The sequence below is a fragment of the Streptomyces sp. NPDC013455 genome (assembly GCF_040632975.1).
Lineage (GTDB): Bacteria > Actinomycetota > Actinomycetes > Streptomycetales > Streptomycetaceae > Streptomyces.
In genome coordinates this window covers 47,282-61,313 of the sequence record NZ_JBEYCX010000012.1, presented here as the reverse complement: position 1 = coordinate 61,313, position 14,032 = coordinate 47,282, and the positions used below count along the sequence as shown (strand labels likewise).

The 14,032-nt window shown below is 71.8% G+C and carries 10 protein-coding genes; 2 read left to right on the top strand and 8 right to left on the bottom strand.

Going from position 1 to position 14,032, the window contains the following annotated elements:
• Position 1 precedes the first annotated feature (1 nt).
• The 7 genes from ABZ576_RS20390 to ABZ576_RS20360 form a co-directional block, all read right to left on the bottom strand.
• Complete coding sequence (locus tag ABZ576_RS20390) at positions 2–826, bottom strand: SDR family oxidoreductase (RefSeq protein WP_360742266.1); 825 nt, start codon at positions 824–826, stop codon at positions 2–4.
• A gap of 10 nt (positions 827–836) precedes the next feature.
• The gene (locus ABZ576_RS20385; protein WP_360742263.1) at positions 837–1,529 is read right to left on the bottom strand and encodes an alpha/beta fold hydrolase; all 693 of its coding nucleotides are present in this window, start codon (positions 1,527–1,529) and stop codon (positions 837–839) included.
• 11 nt (positions 1,530–1,540) lie between these two features.
• A complete protein-coding gene (locus tag ABZ576_RS20380) occupies positions 1,541–2,242 on the bottom strand; it encodes an SDR family oxidoreductase (RefSeq protein ID WP_360742260.1) in 702 nt (233 codons plus the stop codon).
• A gap of 63 nt (positions 2,243–2,305) precedes the next feature.
• A complete protein-coding gene (locus ABZ576_RS20375; RefSeq protein ID WP_360742257.1) occupies positions 2,306–3,556 on the bottom strand; it encodes a cytochrome P450 in 1,251 nt (416 codons plus the stop codon).
• A gap of 20 nt (positions 3,557–3,576) precedes the next feature.
• Entirely contained in the window at positions 3,577–4,944 is a 1,368-nt protein-coding gene (locus ABZ576_RS20370; protein WP_360742254.1) for an MFS transporter, read from the bottom strand.
• Positions 4,945–4,952: 8 nt separating this feature from the next.
• The gene (locus ABZ576_RS20365) at positions 4,953–8,552 is read right to left on the bottom strand and encodes a beta-ketoacyl synthase N-terminal-like domain-containing protein (RefSeq protein ID WP_360742251.1); all 3,600 of its coding nucleotides are present in this window, start codon (positions 8,550–8,552) and stop codon (positions 4,953–4,955) included.
• 102 nt (positions 8,553–8,654) lie between these two features.
• The gene (locus ABZ576_RS20360; RefSeq protein ID WP_360742248.1) at positions 8,655–10,319 is read right to left on the bottom strand and encodes a condensation domain-containing protein; all 1,665 of its coding nucleotides are present in this window, start codon (positions 10,317–10,319) and stop codon (positions 8,655–8,657) included.
• Between the two features lie 748 nt (positions 10,320–11,067).
• Between ABZ576_RS20360 and ABZ576_RS20355 the strand changes: the two genes are divergently transcribed.
• On the top strand, positions 11,068–12,267 hold the full coding sequence (locus ABZ576_RS20355) for a cytochrome P450 (protein WP_360742245.1): 1,200 nt from the start codon (positions 11,068–11,070) through the stop codon (positions 12,265–12,267).
• Positions 12,260–13,018: an alpha/beta fold hydrolase gene (locus tag ABZ576_RS20350; RefSeq protein WP_360742242.1), complete on the top strand. Its 759-nt coding sequence runs from the start codon at positions 12,260–12,262 to the stop codon at positions 13,016–13,018. Before ABZ576_RS20355 ends, ABZ576_RS20350 begins: the two co-directional genes overlap by 8 nt.
• Here the strand turns inward: ABZ576_RS20350 and ABZ576_RS20345 are convergent, their stop codons facing one another.
• Positions 13,019–14,002: an aldo/keto reductase gene (locus tag ABZ576_RS20345; RefSeq protein WP_360742239.1), complete on the bottom strand. Its 984-nt coding sequence runs from the start codon at positions 14,000–14,002 to the stop codon at positions 13,019–13,021.
• Between the last annotated feature and the right edge of the window lie 30 nt (positions 14,003–14,032).

Sequence of the window (14,032 nt, the reverse complement as noted above, 5' to 3'; positions counted from 1 at the left end):
GTCAGTGAGCGGTGAAGCCGCCGTCGACGGTCAGCACCGAGCCGGTCACCTGCGCCGAGTCGTCCGACACGAGGAACACCACGGCCCCGGCGACGTCGTCGGGTTCGACCAGCCGGTTCATCGGCTGCGACTGGGTGAACGCCGCCACGTGTTCGTCCGCCGGTACGTCCAGCGCGCGGGCGATCTCCCGCAGCATCCGGCCCTCGCCCCCGGCGGTGTCCCGCACGTTGCCCGGGCTCACCGCGTTCACCCGCACCTTCATCGGCGCGTAGTCCAGCGCCGCGGCCTTGGTCAGGCCGATCAGCCCGTGTTTGGCCGCCACGTACCCGGCGAAGTGCCGGTAGCCGACCAGCCCCGCGGTGGACGCGATGTTCACGATGCTGCCCGAGCGCTGCTCGCACATGGCCTTGCCGACCTCGCGGATCAGCCGCCACGCGCCGGTCAGGTCCACGTCGATCATCAGCGCCCACTCGTCCTCGCTGATCTCGTGCACCTGCTTGCCCGAAGGCGCGGCGATGCCCGCGTTGTTCACCACCGCGTCGATCCGGCCGTAGCGCTCGCGCGCCAGCTCCACCGCGTCGCGCACCGACGCGGTGTCGCGCACGTCCGCCTTCACGGTGAGCACCGACGCGCCCCGGTCCCGGCACAGCGCCCCGGTGTGCTCCAGCTGGCCGGCCGACCCCAGCGGGTACGGCACGCCCGGCAGGTCCGCGCACACGTCCAGCAGCACGACGTCCGCGCCCTCGGCGGCGCAGGCGACCGCGGTGGCGCGGCCGATGCCGCGGGCCGCCCCGGTGATGACGACGACTTTCCCGGTCAACCGCATCGACTGTCTCCTAGACCGTGGTGTCGATCAGCTTGAGCAGGTCGGGGGCCGCGTCGGTCAGGTACATGTGCCCGCCGGGCGTCTCCACGTACTCGAACCCGGCACCGGCCACCTCGGACCAGCGGGCGCTCTCCGCCGCGGTCACCAGCGTGTCGTCCGACCCGCGCAGCGACGTGATGGGGGCGGGCAGCCGGTCGTTCGTGCTCGGACGGTAGTTCTCGTGCATCTCCACGTCGGCGCGGAGCGTCGGCAGGATCAGCTCGCGCATCTCCGGGTCCTCCAGCGCCTCGTGGCTGAACCCGGCGAACTGCGACACCTGTGCCAGGAACGCGTCGTCGCCGAGTCCGGTGGCGCGCCCGGCCCGCTGAGTGTGCGGCTCCGGCGACCCGCTGACGAACAGGTGACGCAGTACCAGGTCCGGGTGGGCCGCCACCCGGTGCGCCAGCTCGTAGGCGAGCACCGCGCCCATGCTGTGTCCGAACAGCACCACGTCGGTCAGGCCGTCGAGCTGCCGCACCAGCTCCGGCAGCAGCTCGTCCGCCGCGACCACGGCGTCCCGGTACGGCTCGACGTCGATCCGCCGCTCCCGGCCGGGCAGTTGTACCGGTACGACGACGAGCCGGTCGCCCGCGTGCGCCGACCACGGATGGAAGAACGAGGCACCCGCCCCGGCGAACGGCAGGCACACCAGTGCGATCTTCATTACGCGTCCCCTCAGACGGGCTGGCCGATGGGCCTGACGATGATGGTGTTGACGTCCACGGTGGACGGCTGGTCCAGCGCGAAGACGATCGAGGAGGCGACCTGGTCCGCCGAGAGCAGCACGCCGTCCGGCAGGCCGCCGAAGTCGTCCCAGAACGGCGTCTCGGTGCGGCCCGGCGACACCAGCGTCACCCCGACGCCGTCGGCGGTGACCTGGCGCCGGGTGTTCTCGGCCAGGCCGGTGACCGCCCACTTGGTGATGCCGTAGATGTTGCCCGCCGCGTACGCGTGCCCGGCGACACTGCCCACCAGCACGATCCGCCCCTTGGACTCCTTCAGCGCGGGCAGCGCCGCCCGCACCAGCAGCGCCGGGCCCAGCACGTTGGTCAGGACCATCTCCCGCCAGCCGGCCGGGTCGCCCTCCGCGATGTCGTCGTGCGTGGCCCAGCCGGCGTTCGCGACCGCGGCGTCCAGCCGGCCGAACCGCTTCAGCGTCGCGGCCACCGCCGACCGGACCTCGTCCCACTCGCCGGCGTCGCCCTGCAGCGTCAGGAGCCGGTCCGGGTCGCCGACCTCCTTCGCGAACCGGTCCAGCCGCTGCCGGCCGCGCCCGAGGACGGCCACCCGCTGCCCCTTGCCGAGCAGTTGCCGGGCGGTGGCGGCTCCGATGCCGCTGCCACCACCGGTGATCAGCGTGACGGGGGTGTCGGTCATGTGTTGCTCCAAGGGGGTTCTCCGTCCGGGACCGTCTGCGTCCCGGACCGTCTGCGTCCCGGACTAGCGGGGCAGCTTCGTGGTGTAGGTGATCGGCAGGCTGGAGACACCGCGGCCGACGGAGTTGTCGTACAGCCACGGCAGTTCCTCGCGCGGCACCGCGAGCGCGATGTCCGGCAGCCGGCGCAGCAGGGTGTTGAACGCGATCTCGCCCTCCAGGCGGGACAGCGGGGACCCCGGGCAGAAGTGCGCGCCGTGGCCGAAGGAGAAGTGCCGGTTGCCGGTGCGCGTGATGTCCAGCCGGTCCGGGTCCTCGAACACCTTCGGGTCGCGGTTCGCGGAGCCGATCATCAGGTGTACGAACGCCTCCTTGCCGATGGGCACCCCGGCCAGCTCCATGTCCTCGGCCGCGACGCGCAGCGTGCCCCGGTAGACGGGCGGCTCGTACCGCAGGAACTCCTCGATCGCGGTGGGCGCGAGGTTCGGGTCGTTGCGCAGCATCTCCAGCTGGTCCGGGTGGGCGAACAGCGCCTCCATACCGCTGGAGATCATGTACGCGGTCGTCTTGTGCCCGGCGTTGATCAGCAGGATGAGGGTGGAGACCAGCTCGTCGTTGGTGAACCGGCCGTCCTCGTCGGCGGCCCGGATCAGCGTGCTGACCAGGTCGTCGCCCAGTTCCATGGTGCGGCGCACGGCCAGCAGCTCGTTCAGGTACTCCTCGATGCCGTCGCTGGCCCACTTCAGCTTGCGGTTCATCTCGTCGTCCGCGTACGGCGCCCCGCTGAGCAGCAGGCCCCACTCGTGCAGCTTGTCCCGGTCCTCGAACGGGACGCCGAGGAACTCGCAGATCACCTTCAGCGGCAGGGTGAGCGCGAACTCCTCGAACAGGTCGGCCTTGCCGTCGCTGAAGGCGTCGATCAGGTCGTCGGTGGTCTCCTGGATCTTCGGCCGCAGCGCCTGCATCTTGCGCGGGGTGAAGGCCTGCGCCACCAGCTTGCGCAGCCGGGTGTGCTCCGGGGCGTCCGCGGTGAGCATGTTGCGGATCAGGATCGGGCTGGAGTCCTTCAGCAGGTTCTGCCACCAGGCCGGCGCCTTGTCCACGCTCTTGGACAGCCGCGGGTCGCCGAACAGGCCGCTGACCGTCTCGTAGTCCATGACGACGTACGCCTCGGCGCCGACCGGGTGGTCGATCCGGTGCACCGGGCACTTCGAGCGCAGCGCCGCCATGTCGGCGTGCCGGTTGGGGTTGGGCTCGGTGAAGAACTCCGGGGGCAGCTGCTCGTAGTGGAGGCCCGGCTGCGCTTCGGTGCTCATTCCTTCTCCTTGGATCGTGGTCATACAGCCACTGATTCGGGGGCGGGCAAGTGGCGGATCTGCTTGCTGAGGGTGGGCAGCGCGGCGACGCCCGAGATCGCGCACATGGTGATGAACACCCACGTCGCGCCGGCCAGTTCGAAGATGGCGCCGACGAGGAAGACACCGATCGGGGCCGCGCTCATGGACATGAAGAAGACCGCGCCGAGCACCCGGCCCTGGACCTTGTCCGGGGCGACGGCGGCCAGGTAGGAGAGGAACAGCGTGCTGATGATCGGGCCGCGGATGAACACCAGGGTCACGATGATGCCCAGCGGGATCACGCCGGGCGTGACCGCCAGCAGGATCGCCACCACCGGGCCGATCCACGCGCCGTAGAGCACGATCACCGACGGCTTCACCTTCTTGAAGACCCACCCGGCGATCAGCGAACCGAACAGGCCGCCCAGACCGGCCACGGCGAGCGTGGCGCCGATGAACGACTCCGACGCGCCCCGCCCCCGCGCCACCGCGATCAGCGCCAGGAACACACCGGAGTGGGTGAACGCCATGTTCGACCCCATGATCCAGATGATCAGCGGGCGCAGGATGGGCTGCCGGAACAGGAACCGGAAGCCCTCGGCCGTGCCGCGCTTCTCCTTGGCCGCCCCGCTCGACTCGCCCTGCATCGGCTTGCGCACGAACAGCAGGAGCACGGTGGAGATCAGGAACGACACCGCCGACGCCAGGTACGGGAACGCCCGCGCCACACCGAACAGCGCACCGCCGATGGGCGGTCCGGCCACGGTCGCACCGAAGTAGCGGATCTGGTTCTGCGCGGTGGCCTGGGTCAGCTGGGACGCCGGCACCAGCGCCTTGATCGCGGCCAGTCCGGCGGGCTGCGACAGGCCGAAGCAGACGGCCGAGCACAGGGCGATCGCGAAGATCACCACCATGTTCGTGTGCTCGGTGAAGATGAGCACGCTGAACAACGCCAGCAGCGCGACCCGGACCAGGTTGCAGCCCATCAGCAGCAGCCTGCGGTCCACCCGGTCGGCGAGTGTGCCGGCCGGGAGGGAGACCAGGCTCGCCGTGATCAGCTGTGCCGAGCCGACGATACCCGCGTACAGCGTCGACCCCGTGGTGGCCAGGATCAGCATGGGGTAGGCGATTTCCGCGGTCTCCTTGGCCAGCGCGGCGAACGCCTCGCTGCTCCACAGCGCCTGGAAGTCCCAGTTCTTGATCAGCGGCTTCTCCGGGGCCTCCGGTGCCGCGGCCGACGCCTCGGAGGTTGCGGTTTCCGGCGCCTCGGGTGCCGGCACGTCCGCTCCGGGCCCGGCCACGGGCGGGTCGGCCTCGGCCACCCGGTCCGGTGCGCCGTCGAGCTGTTCGCGCGGTTCAGTGGACATGCACGGCCTCAATTCCGCTCCGGCGCGAGGCCGAGCAACGTGGTTCGCAGGTCTTCGGCGAGTCGGTTCACGTGTGGCTCGGTCAGCACCGACCAGTGGTCGCCCGGCACCGGGCGCACGCGCACGCCCCCGCCGTACAGCGGTGTCAGACGGGTGGTGAGCCGCTTCGCCCCGCGTGCGTCCACGCCCACCTTGAACACCACGGCCGGGCAGTCCACCGGGCGCGGCCGGTACGGCGCGAGCACGCGTGCCTTGTCCAGGAACAGCTTGCGCAGCGCGGGGTCGCGGCGCAGCCGCCGGCCGACCTCGCCGACGTTCAGCACACCGGCCACCTGGAAGAAGGCGTGGCTGTACAGGAATTCCGGATCGGTCCCGACGGGCCGGCCGACCCGGCCCGGCAGATACGCGTCGATGCACAGCAGCACGTCGACGGTCTGGCCGCGGGCGACGAGCAGACGGGCCATCTCGTGCGCCACCACGGCGCCGAACGACCACCCGCCCAGCGTGTACGGGCCCTCGCTCTGGACGGCGAGCAGCGCGTCCACGTGGTGCGCCGCCACCTGGAGCACGGACCGGTGCGTCCCGTCCGCCGGGTCGGGCTCCAGCCCGTACACCGGCCGGTCGGTGTCGAGCCGGTCGGCCAGCGCTTGGTAGCTGAGCGCGGTGCCGGCGGCGTCGGCGGCCAGGAACAACGGGCGGCCCGCCCCTTCCCGCAGCCGTACGGCACCGACCGGAGCGCGCGTGGCCGGTGTCTTCGGCCGGTCCCGCTCGGCCAGTTCGACCAGGTGCCCGAACGTGGGCCGGCGGGAGAACTCGGCCAGCGACACCACGAGCCCGGACTGCTGCCGTAGCCGGCTCATCATGTGCAGCGCGTTCAGCGACTCGCCGCCCAGCGCGTAGAAGTGGTCCGCGTCCGAGGCGGGCGGCTGTCCGAGCGCCGTGGTCCACACCTGCTCCAGCGCGGGGCGCACCGAGTCGCCGACCGCCACCGTCCGCGCCTTCGTCCGCACGGCGGCCCGTACCGGCTCGTCGCCGTTCGGGTCCCGGCCGAGGAACGGGTGCGGCGGCAGGGAGCGGCGCGGCAGGGAGCCGGTGCCCGCGAGCACGGTCTCGCCCAGCACGTCCACCCCGCGCTCCCACAGCCCGCCCAGCGCCCGCAGCAGGCCGAGGTCGCCGTCCTCGGCGCGGCCCAGCATCGGCAGGCCGGTACGGCTGCCGTCCCAGCGCTCGTTCCAGCGCACCGTGCCCAGCATGGATCCGCCGGGGCCGAGCTCCAGGAACGTGTCGACGCCCGCGTCCAGCAGCGTCTCCACGCCGGCGTCCAGCAGCACCGGCCGGGTGAACTGCGTGGCCCAGTAGTCCGGTCCGGCCACGGCCTCCGGGTCGGCCCAGGTGCCCGTGGTGTTGGACACCAGCGGCAGCACCGCGGGCGACGCCTCGGTGCCGGCGACGACCCGGTGCAGGATCTCCGCCGCCGGGGCCAGCAGGGAGCAGTGCCCCGGCCGGTCCACGGCGAGGACCCGCAGGTCCAGTCCGGCCAGGGCGTCCCCGGCCAGCAGTTCGTCGACGTCGGCCTCGCGTCCGGACAGCACCACGCCGCCGCGGCTGATCACCGACACCTCGACCGGGCTGTCCGGGCCGATCCTGCGCCGGATCTCGTCGGCGGTGCAGGTCACCGCGACCATGCGGCCCGGCGGTGTCTCGGCCCACGCCACCCGCGCCCGCTCGTGCACCAGGGCGGCGGCGTCGGCGGGCGACCACACCCCGGCCAGGGCGGCCGGCGCGTACTCGCCGATGCTGTTGCCGAACATGGCGACCGGGGTGATCCCCCAGTCCATGAGCTGCCGGCCGAGCGCGTACCCGAGGGCGAACAGGCCGAGTTGCTGGTGGGCGCCCTCCTCGAACCACTCGGGCCCGCCGTCGACCTCGGCCACCACGGGGGTCAGGTCGACACCGCACCGCTCCAGCACGGCCTCCCGCAGCTCGTCGAACCGGCGGCGGAAGCCGGGCAGCAGCCGATAGGCGGGCGCGCCGGCGTTGTACCGCAGGGTGCCGTGCCCGGGGAAGAGGAACGCCACCTTGCCCAGCGGTCGTTGCTCCGGGTCGCCCGCGGCGGCCAGCACCTCCGCGGCGTGCGCCGGGCCGGACACCGCGAGCGCCTGCCGGTGCCGGTGGAGGCGCCGGCCGGCCAGGGTGCGGGTCACCGCGCGCAGGTCCGGCTCCCGGCGTACCGCGCCGGCCAGGTCCGCACGCAGCGCCGCAAGCGCCTCCGGCGTGGCGGCGGACAGCGGAAGAATCGTTCCGCCCGGTGGCGGTGCGTCCTGCTCGCGGGCCGGCGGGCCCTGCAGGACGACGTGCGCGTTGGTGCCGCCCACGCCGAACGAGCTCACCGCCGCCAGCCGGGTGCCGCGGTCGGGCCACGGCTTGTGCTCGGTGCACACCCGGAACGGTGTGTCCGCGAGGTCCAGCATCGGGTTCGGCTGGTCGAAGTGGAGGCTGGGCACCAGTTCGCCGTGTTCGAGCATGAGCACGGTCTTGATGAACGAGGCCACGCCCGCGGCCGCGCCGGTGTGGCCGAGGTTGCTCTTCACACCGCCGAGCGCGCAGTACCCGACCTCGGCGGTGGACATGCGGAACGCCTCGGTCAGCGCCTGCACCTCGACGGGGTCGCCGATCGGGGTGGCCGTGGCGTGCGCCTCGACGTAGTCGATGTCGGCCGCTTCCACGCCGGCGAGCTTCTGCGCGTAGCGGATGACGTCCCGCTGGCCGGGGATGGAGGGCGTGGTGTAGCCCATCTTCTCCGCGCCGTCGTTGTTCAGGGCCGAGGCGAGCACCACCGCCGCGATCCGGTCGCCGTCGGCCAGCGCGTCGGCCAGCCGCTTGAGCACCACCACGCCGACACCCTCGCTGGGCACGGTGCCGGTGGCGGAGGCGTCGAACGGCCGGGTGTGCCCGTCCGCGGAGAGCGGGCCGCCCGGCTCGTGCCAGTAGCCCCACTCACCCTTGGGCGCCACGGCGACACCGCCCGCCAGCGCCGCGTCGCACTCCCGGCTCAGCAGGCTCTGCACCGCCATGTGGATCGCGACCAGCGAGGTGGAGCACGAGGTCTGCACCGTCAACGCCGGTCCGCGCAGCCCGAGTTTGTAGGCGACGCGGGTGGCGACGTGGTCCTTCTCCAGCCCGAGCACCCGGTCCAGGGGGTTCCAGTCCAGCCCCTCGCCGGAGTGGGTGCGGTCGGCGCCCGCGTACACGCCGATCCAGCCGTCGAACCGGGTCGGGTCCAGACCGGCGTCGTCCAGGGCGGCCGACGCGGTCTCCAGGAACACCCGCTGCTGGGGGTCGATGCGCGCGGCCTCGGCCCGGCTGTAGGCGAAGAACGGCCAGTCGAAGTCGGCCGAGCCCTCCAGGACGCCCTTGGCCGGCACGAAGTTCGGCTGACGCACGTCGTCCGGGTCGGCGCCCTTGGTGCGCACCAGGTCCTCGACGTCGAACCGGGTGATGCCCTCCACGCCGTCGCGCAGCAGCTCCCAGAACTCCTCGACGTTGTTCGCGCCGGGCATGCGGCATGCCATCCCGACGACAGCGACCGCGTTCTCGGTGTTGGTCACCTCGTTCCTCTCCCCCTCGGGTGTGCGACCGGTTCGGCGTCCGGTGGCCCGCCCGCCCTCGTGGGGCGGGCGGACCACGCGCGTCGGCTCAGCGGGACCGGGTCAGCTCCGGTCGCCGGTACGGCGGTCGCGCACCGCGCCCATCAGCCTGTCGCGGCTGCTGCCCGGGCCCGCGGCCGTGTTCTCGGCCGGGGCGGCCAGCAGCTCCGCCTGCCCGCGCACGGTTCCGGCGCGGAACAGGTCGACGGTCCGCAGCACCCGCCCGGACTCCTGGTTGAGCCGCTCCACGAGGACCACCAGCCGCAGCGAGTCGCCGCCCGCGTCGAAGAAGCTGATGTCGTCGTCCACGTGATCGGTCTTGAGGATCTCCTGCCAGATGGACCGGACGAGGTCCAACCGCGCGGCGGGGTCGTTCAGATCGGTCTTCTTCGCAGCGGGCTGGTTCAGCACGTTTTCCTCCGGGGCGTGTGCGAGGTCGGCGGCGCTGCGGCGCACTGCCGCCAGGAATTCGGTGGTCGTGGTCTCGGTGAACAGGGCCGCCGGGTGGTTCAGGGACAGCTCCAGCCGGTCCTGCCCGCTCGTCCGGTCCACGCGGACGAACAGCGCCAGGTCCCACTTGCTGTACTCCGGGCGCAGCGGCTGGAAGCGGCCCACCACGTCGGGGGCGAGCTCCAGTGGATCCGGCGCCTCGGCCAGGTTGACCAGGACCGGGGTCAGCGGGGGACGCGCCATGTCGCGGTCGGGGTCGAGCGCGGCCGCGATCGCGTCCAGCGGCACGTCCGAGTCGATGAACGTCTCCATGCCCGCGATCCGCGCGGTCCGGAGCAGCTCCCGCCACGAGGTGTCGGGCTCGATCCGGACGCGCACGACCAGTGTAGTCATGAACATGCCAATGACGTCCGCGGCGGCGGGATCGTCCCGCCCGGGCCAGACGACCGCGAACAGGAAGTCGGTCTGCCCGGTGGTGCGGGCGAGGGTGGCCGCCAGCAGCGCCACACCGGTCATGAAGACCGTGCAGCCCTCCTGCCTGGCGACGGACAGCACGGTCTGGGTGAGGCCGGCGTCCAGCAGCAGGTCCGCGGTGGCCCCGATCATCGACAGCTCGGGGTCCTCGGGGTCGCTGTCGTAGGGCAGCGCCACCGTGGTCGGCGCGCCGCGCAGCCGTTCCACCACGCCCGCGACCCGCTCGGCCAGGCCCTCGTCGTCCGAGGCGCCCTGCACCTGGGCCGGGTGCGCCGGGGTGGGCAGGTCCGGCTCGGCACCGCGGGCGAGCGCCCGGTAGACCGTGCCGATCTCGTCCACCAGCAGCTGCCGGGACACCCCGTCGAACACGATGTGGTGCACGGTCAGCACGAGCAGCGTGCGGTCGGCGCCGAGCCGGATCACCTCGGCCCGGGCCGGCGCCTCCTCGGCCAGTTCGAACGGTGTGTAGCAGAGCGCTTCCACGAGGCGCTCCACCTCGTCGGCGGACCAGTCGTCGGCCACCGCGTCGGTGAAGCCCACCTCGGGCGCGGACCCGTCGGTGCGGTACTCGACACGCATCGCGGCGGCGTCCAGCCGGAACCGGGAACGCAGCGCGGGATGCCGTCCCATCGCGCGTTCCACGGCGGAAGTCAGGAGGAGGCAGTCGACGGGTCCGGTGAATTCCAGGACGCTCGGCAGCAAATAGGTCGGGCGCAGTCGCTCGATCCGGTCGAGAATCCAGATGCCCTGCTGGGTCGGCGTCGCCGGATACCAAGCGCCCTCACCGGGACGCGGGCTATTCATCGAGATGCTCATCCCTCGCCCAAGTGACGAGGGGGCGCCGCGGCAAAGCCGGGACGCGGACATGCGGTAACGATGGCATGATTTCCCCCTAGAGATTCCACCCGAACGGGAGTGAATGCCAGCGTTCCCCCGTTGATCCCAGTCGGCGCGAGCCAGTGGTTTCGACTATCGCCGATGATCTCCAGGCCGGACTCTAGGTCGGGACGTCGAGTCCCGTCAAGCATGATCCGCTTCGCCAAAATCGGGCTCTTTTCAGGGCATTGCACCAGGTCCCGGTCGGCAGTGGTTGACGTTTTCATGAGCGTGATGATTGACTGGCTCGCCGGGATGACCACATGTCAAGTCCACGCACAGAACTGGGAGTTCCGGGGGATGTGATGACGACAGGTGTCGGCCCGTAAACAGCGGCAGATGACGTCATCGGCGAAATGCGACGTCCTGCGCGAATCAGCCGTCGTCCGGCCGAGCGCCCCGAATGGTGCCGGCCGAGGACGGTTCGCCTGATCGAGCGGTCGTACCGCTCTCCATTCTTCGGTCCACGGCAACGACGCCGCACATTCCGGATGCGGTCGGCCGTCGAATCACCATAATGCGCCGGGCCTTCGGGCACCTGGCCCGCGGCCCGCATCCGGAATAGCACCGTGCCCGCCCGCCGACCAGGAGTCTGCCGGATGGCTCGCTCCACAAACCGATGAGGACACCGGCCATGCACGTCCACGACGCAACCGTTTCCGGATGCCCGGTGCACATGGGTGGCACCGATCTGGTCGACCCCCACCTGTACAGCGACGGCGACGCGCACAAGGTATGGCGAGAGCTGCGCAAACAGGACGGGCTGACCTGGCACCAGGTCGACGAAACACGCGGTTTCTGGTCGGTCGTCCACTTCAAGGAAACCGATTATGTGCTGCGCAACACCGCGCTCTTCACGTCCGAGCGCGGCAACATGCTCTCCCTGCTCGGAATGGACGACCCGGCGGGCGGACAGCAGATCGCGGTGACCGACCCGCCGCGGCACACGATCATGCAGGCGCGGCTGAAGAAGGCCCTGGCCGTCCAGGCGGTCGACCGCCAGCGCGAGATGATCCGCGGGCTGGTCACCGACCTCCTCGCCCCGCTCGGCGACGGCGGTGTGTTCGACTGGGGACAGGCCATGCTGGCCATGCCGATGTCGGTCACCGGCACCATGATGGGCCTGCCGGCCGAGGACTGGCCGTGGCTGAGCAGGCTCACCACCATCTGCATCGCCGCCGACGACCCCGAGTACCAGGACGAGGGCGACCGCGCCACGACGCTGAGCATGGCCCACCACGAGCTGTTCGCCTACTTCCAGGACCTGGTGCGGTTCCGCCGCGACAACCTGGGCGACGACCTGATCAGCGTGCTGATGAAGACCACCTTCGAGGGCCGGCAGATGACGCCCAGCGAGGTCGTCTCCAACTGCTACAGCCTGCTCCTCGGCGCGAACGTGACCACGCCGCACGCGCCCAACTTCGTGATGGCCGAGTTCATCGACTCCGACGTGCTGCCGCAGTGGGCGGCCGAGCCGGAGGTCGGCGTCACCGCGGTCGAGGAGGCGCTGCGCTGGTCGTCGCCGGTCAACCACATGCTGCGCTACGCCACGCAGGACGTGGTCGTGCGCAACACCCCGATCGCGGCCGGCGACGCGGTAGTGGTGTGGCTGGGCGCGGCCAACCGCGACGAGACCGAGTTCCCGGACTCCGAGACGTTCGACATCCGCCGCAAGCCGAACAAGCACCTCGCCTTCGGCATCGGCCCGCACTACTGCGTCGGCCACAGCGTGGCCCGGGTGACCCTGCGCATCCTCTTCGAAGAACTCCTCGCGAACTACCGGGACTTCCAGCCCGCGGGCCGGCCCGAGCGGCTGGTGTCCAACTTCGTGTCCGGCTACAAGCACGTGCCGATCACCGCCAAGCGCCGTGACTGACGTCCTCTCCCGCCGGCAGCGGGCACTGCGCCACTTCGGGACGCCGGGCGACACCCGGATCCGGCTCCTGTGCTTCCACTACGCCGGCGGCACCGCCGCGATGTTCCGGGACTGGCCGGACCGGCTGCCGCCGGACGTGGCGACGGTGGCGGTGCAGCTGCCCGGCCGGGACACCCGTCTCGACGAACCCCCGCACCTGCACATGGAACCGCTGGTGGCGGAAGTGCTGGAGGTGCTGGACCCGCTGCTGGACGAGCCGTTCGCGGTGTACGGCCACAGCATGGGCGCCCGGGTCGCGCTGGCACTGGCGCACGCGCTGCGCGCCGCCGGCCGGCCAGGTCCGCGCGCACTGTTCGTGGCCTCCAGCGCCGCTCCCGCGCTGGGCACCAGGGTGCGCGGCTGGGACGAGCCCGACGACGGCCTGATCGCCTACCTGCGTGAGCTGGGCGGCACGCCGCCGATCGTGTTCGAGCGGCCGGACCTGCTGGAGCTGTTCCTGCCGCCGCTGCGCGCCGACCTCACCGTGGTGGCCACCTCCGGCGCCCCCGCGCGACCCCCGCTGGACGTCCCGCTGTACGTCTTCTCCGGCCAGGACGACCAGGAGGCGTCCCCGGAACGGATGGCGGCATGGCGGGAGGAGACCACCGGGCCGTACGCCTTCGACGTCGTGCCCGGCGGTCACTTCTTCGCCCCGGAGGGCGTGGCGCGCGTTCTCGACGTCATCGCCACCACCCTCACCGGACCCCGCTGATCAGTGCGCCGCGTCCAGCAGCGCGCGCTGGTCGGCGGTCAGCTCAAGGTCCACCGCCTCCAGGCTCTCGTCCAGCTGCGCCACCGATGACGCGCCGACCAGCGGGATGACCGGCAGGTCGCCGCCGATCATCCAGGACAGCACGACCTGGTTGGCGGTGGCGCCGGTCTCCCGCACCACCTCGTGCAGCGCCCGGAGCCGGGCCCTGGTGCCCGCGTGGTCGTGCAGCTCGCCCAGCGGCCGGTCCTCGCGCACGTAGGCGCCGGACAGCAGCGGCGTGTACGCCACCAGGGTCAGGTTCGGGCGGCTGCGCAGGTAGGTCATCAACTCCGCGCTGAACAGCCCCTGGTCGCCGTCCTTGGACCGGCGGCCCGGCACGTCACCGCGCGCCCGCAGGTAGGTGTGGTGGTACTGGACGACCTCGTAGCCCGGCAGGCCGGCGGCGTCCGCGAGGGCCCGCCACGACTCCAGCCGCCACGACCAGTGGTTGCTGGCGCCGATCATGCCCACCGACCCGTCCGCCACCAGCGAGGCGAAGGCCTCGACGACGTCCTTCTGCGGCACGTCCATGAAGTCCGCGTGCGCGTACAGCAGGTCCAGCCGCTCCACGCCCAGGTTCGCGCGGCTGCGCGCCGACGACGCGCGGATGACGTCGGGCGCCAGGCCCTCGGGGTTGAAGAAGTCACGGCCCGGTGCCTTCGGCCGGCCGCCGAGCTTGGTGGCGATCACCACCTCGTCGGTGATGCCCCGGCTGCGCCGCCACCGCCCGAGCAGCGCCTCGCTCTCCCCGCCCTGGGTGCCGTTGACCCAGAACGCGTAGTTGTTGGCCGTGTCGAGGAAGGTGCCGCCGGCCTCCACGAACCGGTCCAGGACGGCGAACGCCCGCTCCTCCTCGACGACCGTGCCGAACAGCATGGCACCCAGCGCGAGGGCGCTCACCTCACGGCGGTGCTGCGGGTCGGTGCCGATCTTCCGATACTTCATCCGGGTGTCGTCTCCAATGCGGTGGGGCGG

Coding starts and splice junctions, on each gene's coding strand:
- ABZ576_RS20360 (WP_360742248.1), bottom strand. CDS start 10,319: ATGAATAGCCCGCGTCCCGGTGAGGGCGCTTGGTATCCGGCGACGCCG.
- ABZ576_RS20345 (WP_360742239.1), bottom strand. CDS start 14,002: ATGAAGTATCGGAAGATCGGCACCGACCCGCAGCACCGCCGTGAGGTG.
- ABZ576_RS20390 (WP_360742266.1), bottom strand. CDS start 826: ATGCGGTTGACCGGGAAAGTCGTCGTCATCACCGGGGCGGCCCGCGGC.
- ABZ576_RS20355 (WP_360742245.1), top strand. CDS start 11,068: ATGGGTGGCACCGATCTGGTCGACCCCCACCTGTACAGCGACGGCGAC.
- ABZ576_RS20385 (WP_360742263.1), bottom strand. CDS start 1,529: ATGAAGATCGCACTGGTGTGCCTGCCGTTCGCCGGGGCGGGTGCCTCG.
- ABZ576_RS20380 (WP_360742260.1), bottom strand. CDS start 2,242: ATGACCGACACCCCCGTCACGCTGATCACCGGTGGTGGCAGCGGCATC.
- ABZ576_RS20375 (WP_360742257.1), bottom strand. CDS start 3,556: ATGAGCACCGAAGCGCAGCCGGGCCTCCACTACGAGCAGCTGCCCCCG.
- ABZ576_RS20370 (WP_360742254.1), bottom strand. CDS start 4,944: ATGTCCACTGAACCGCGCGAACAGCTCGACGGCGCACCGGACCGGGTG.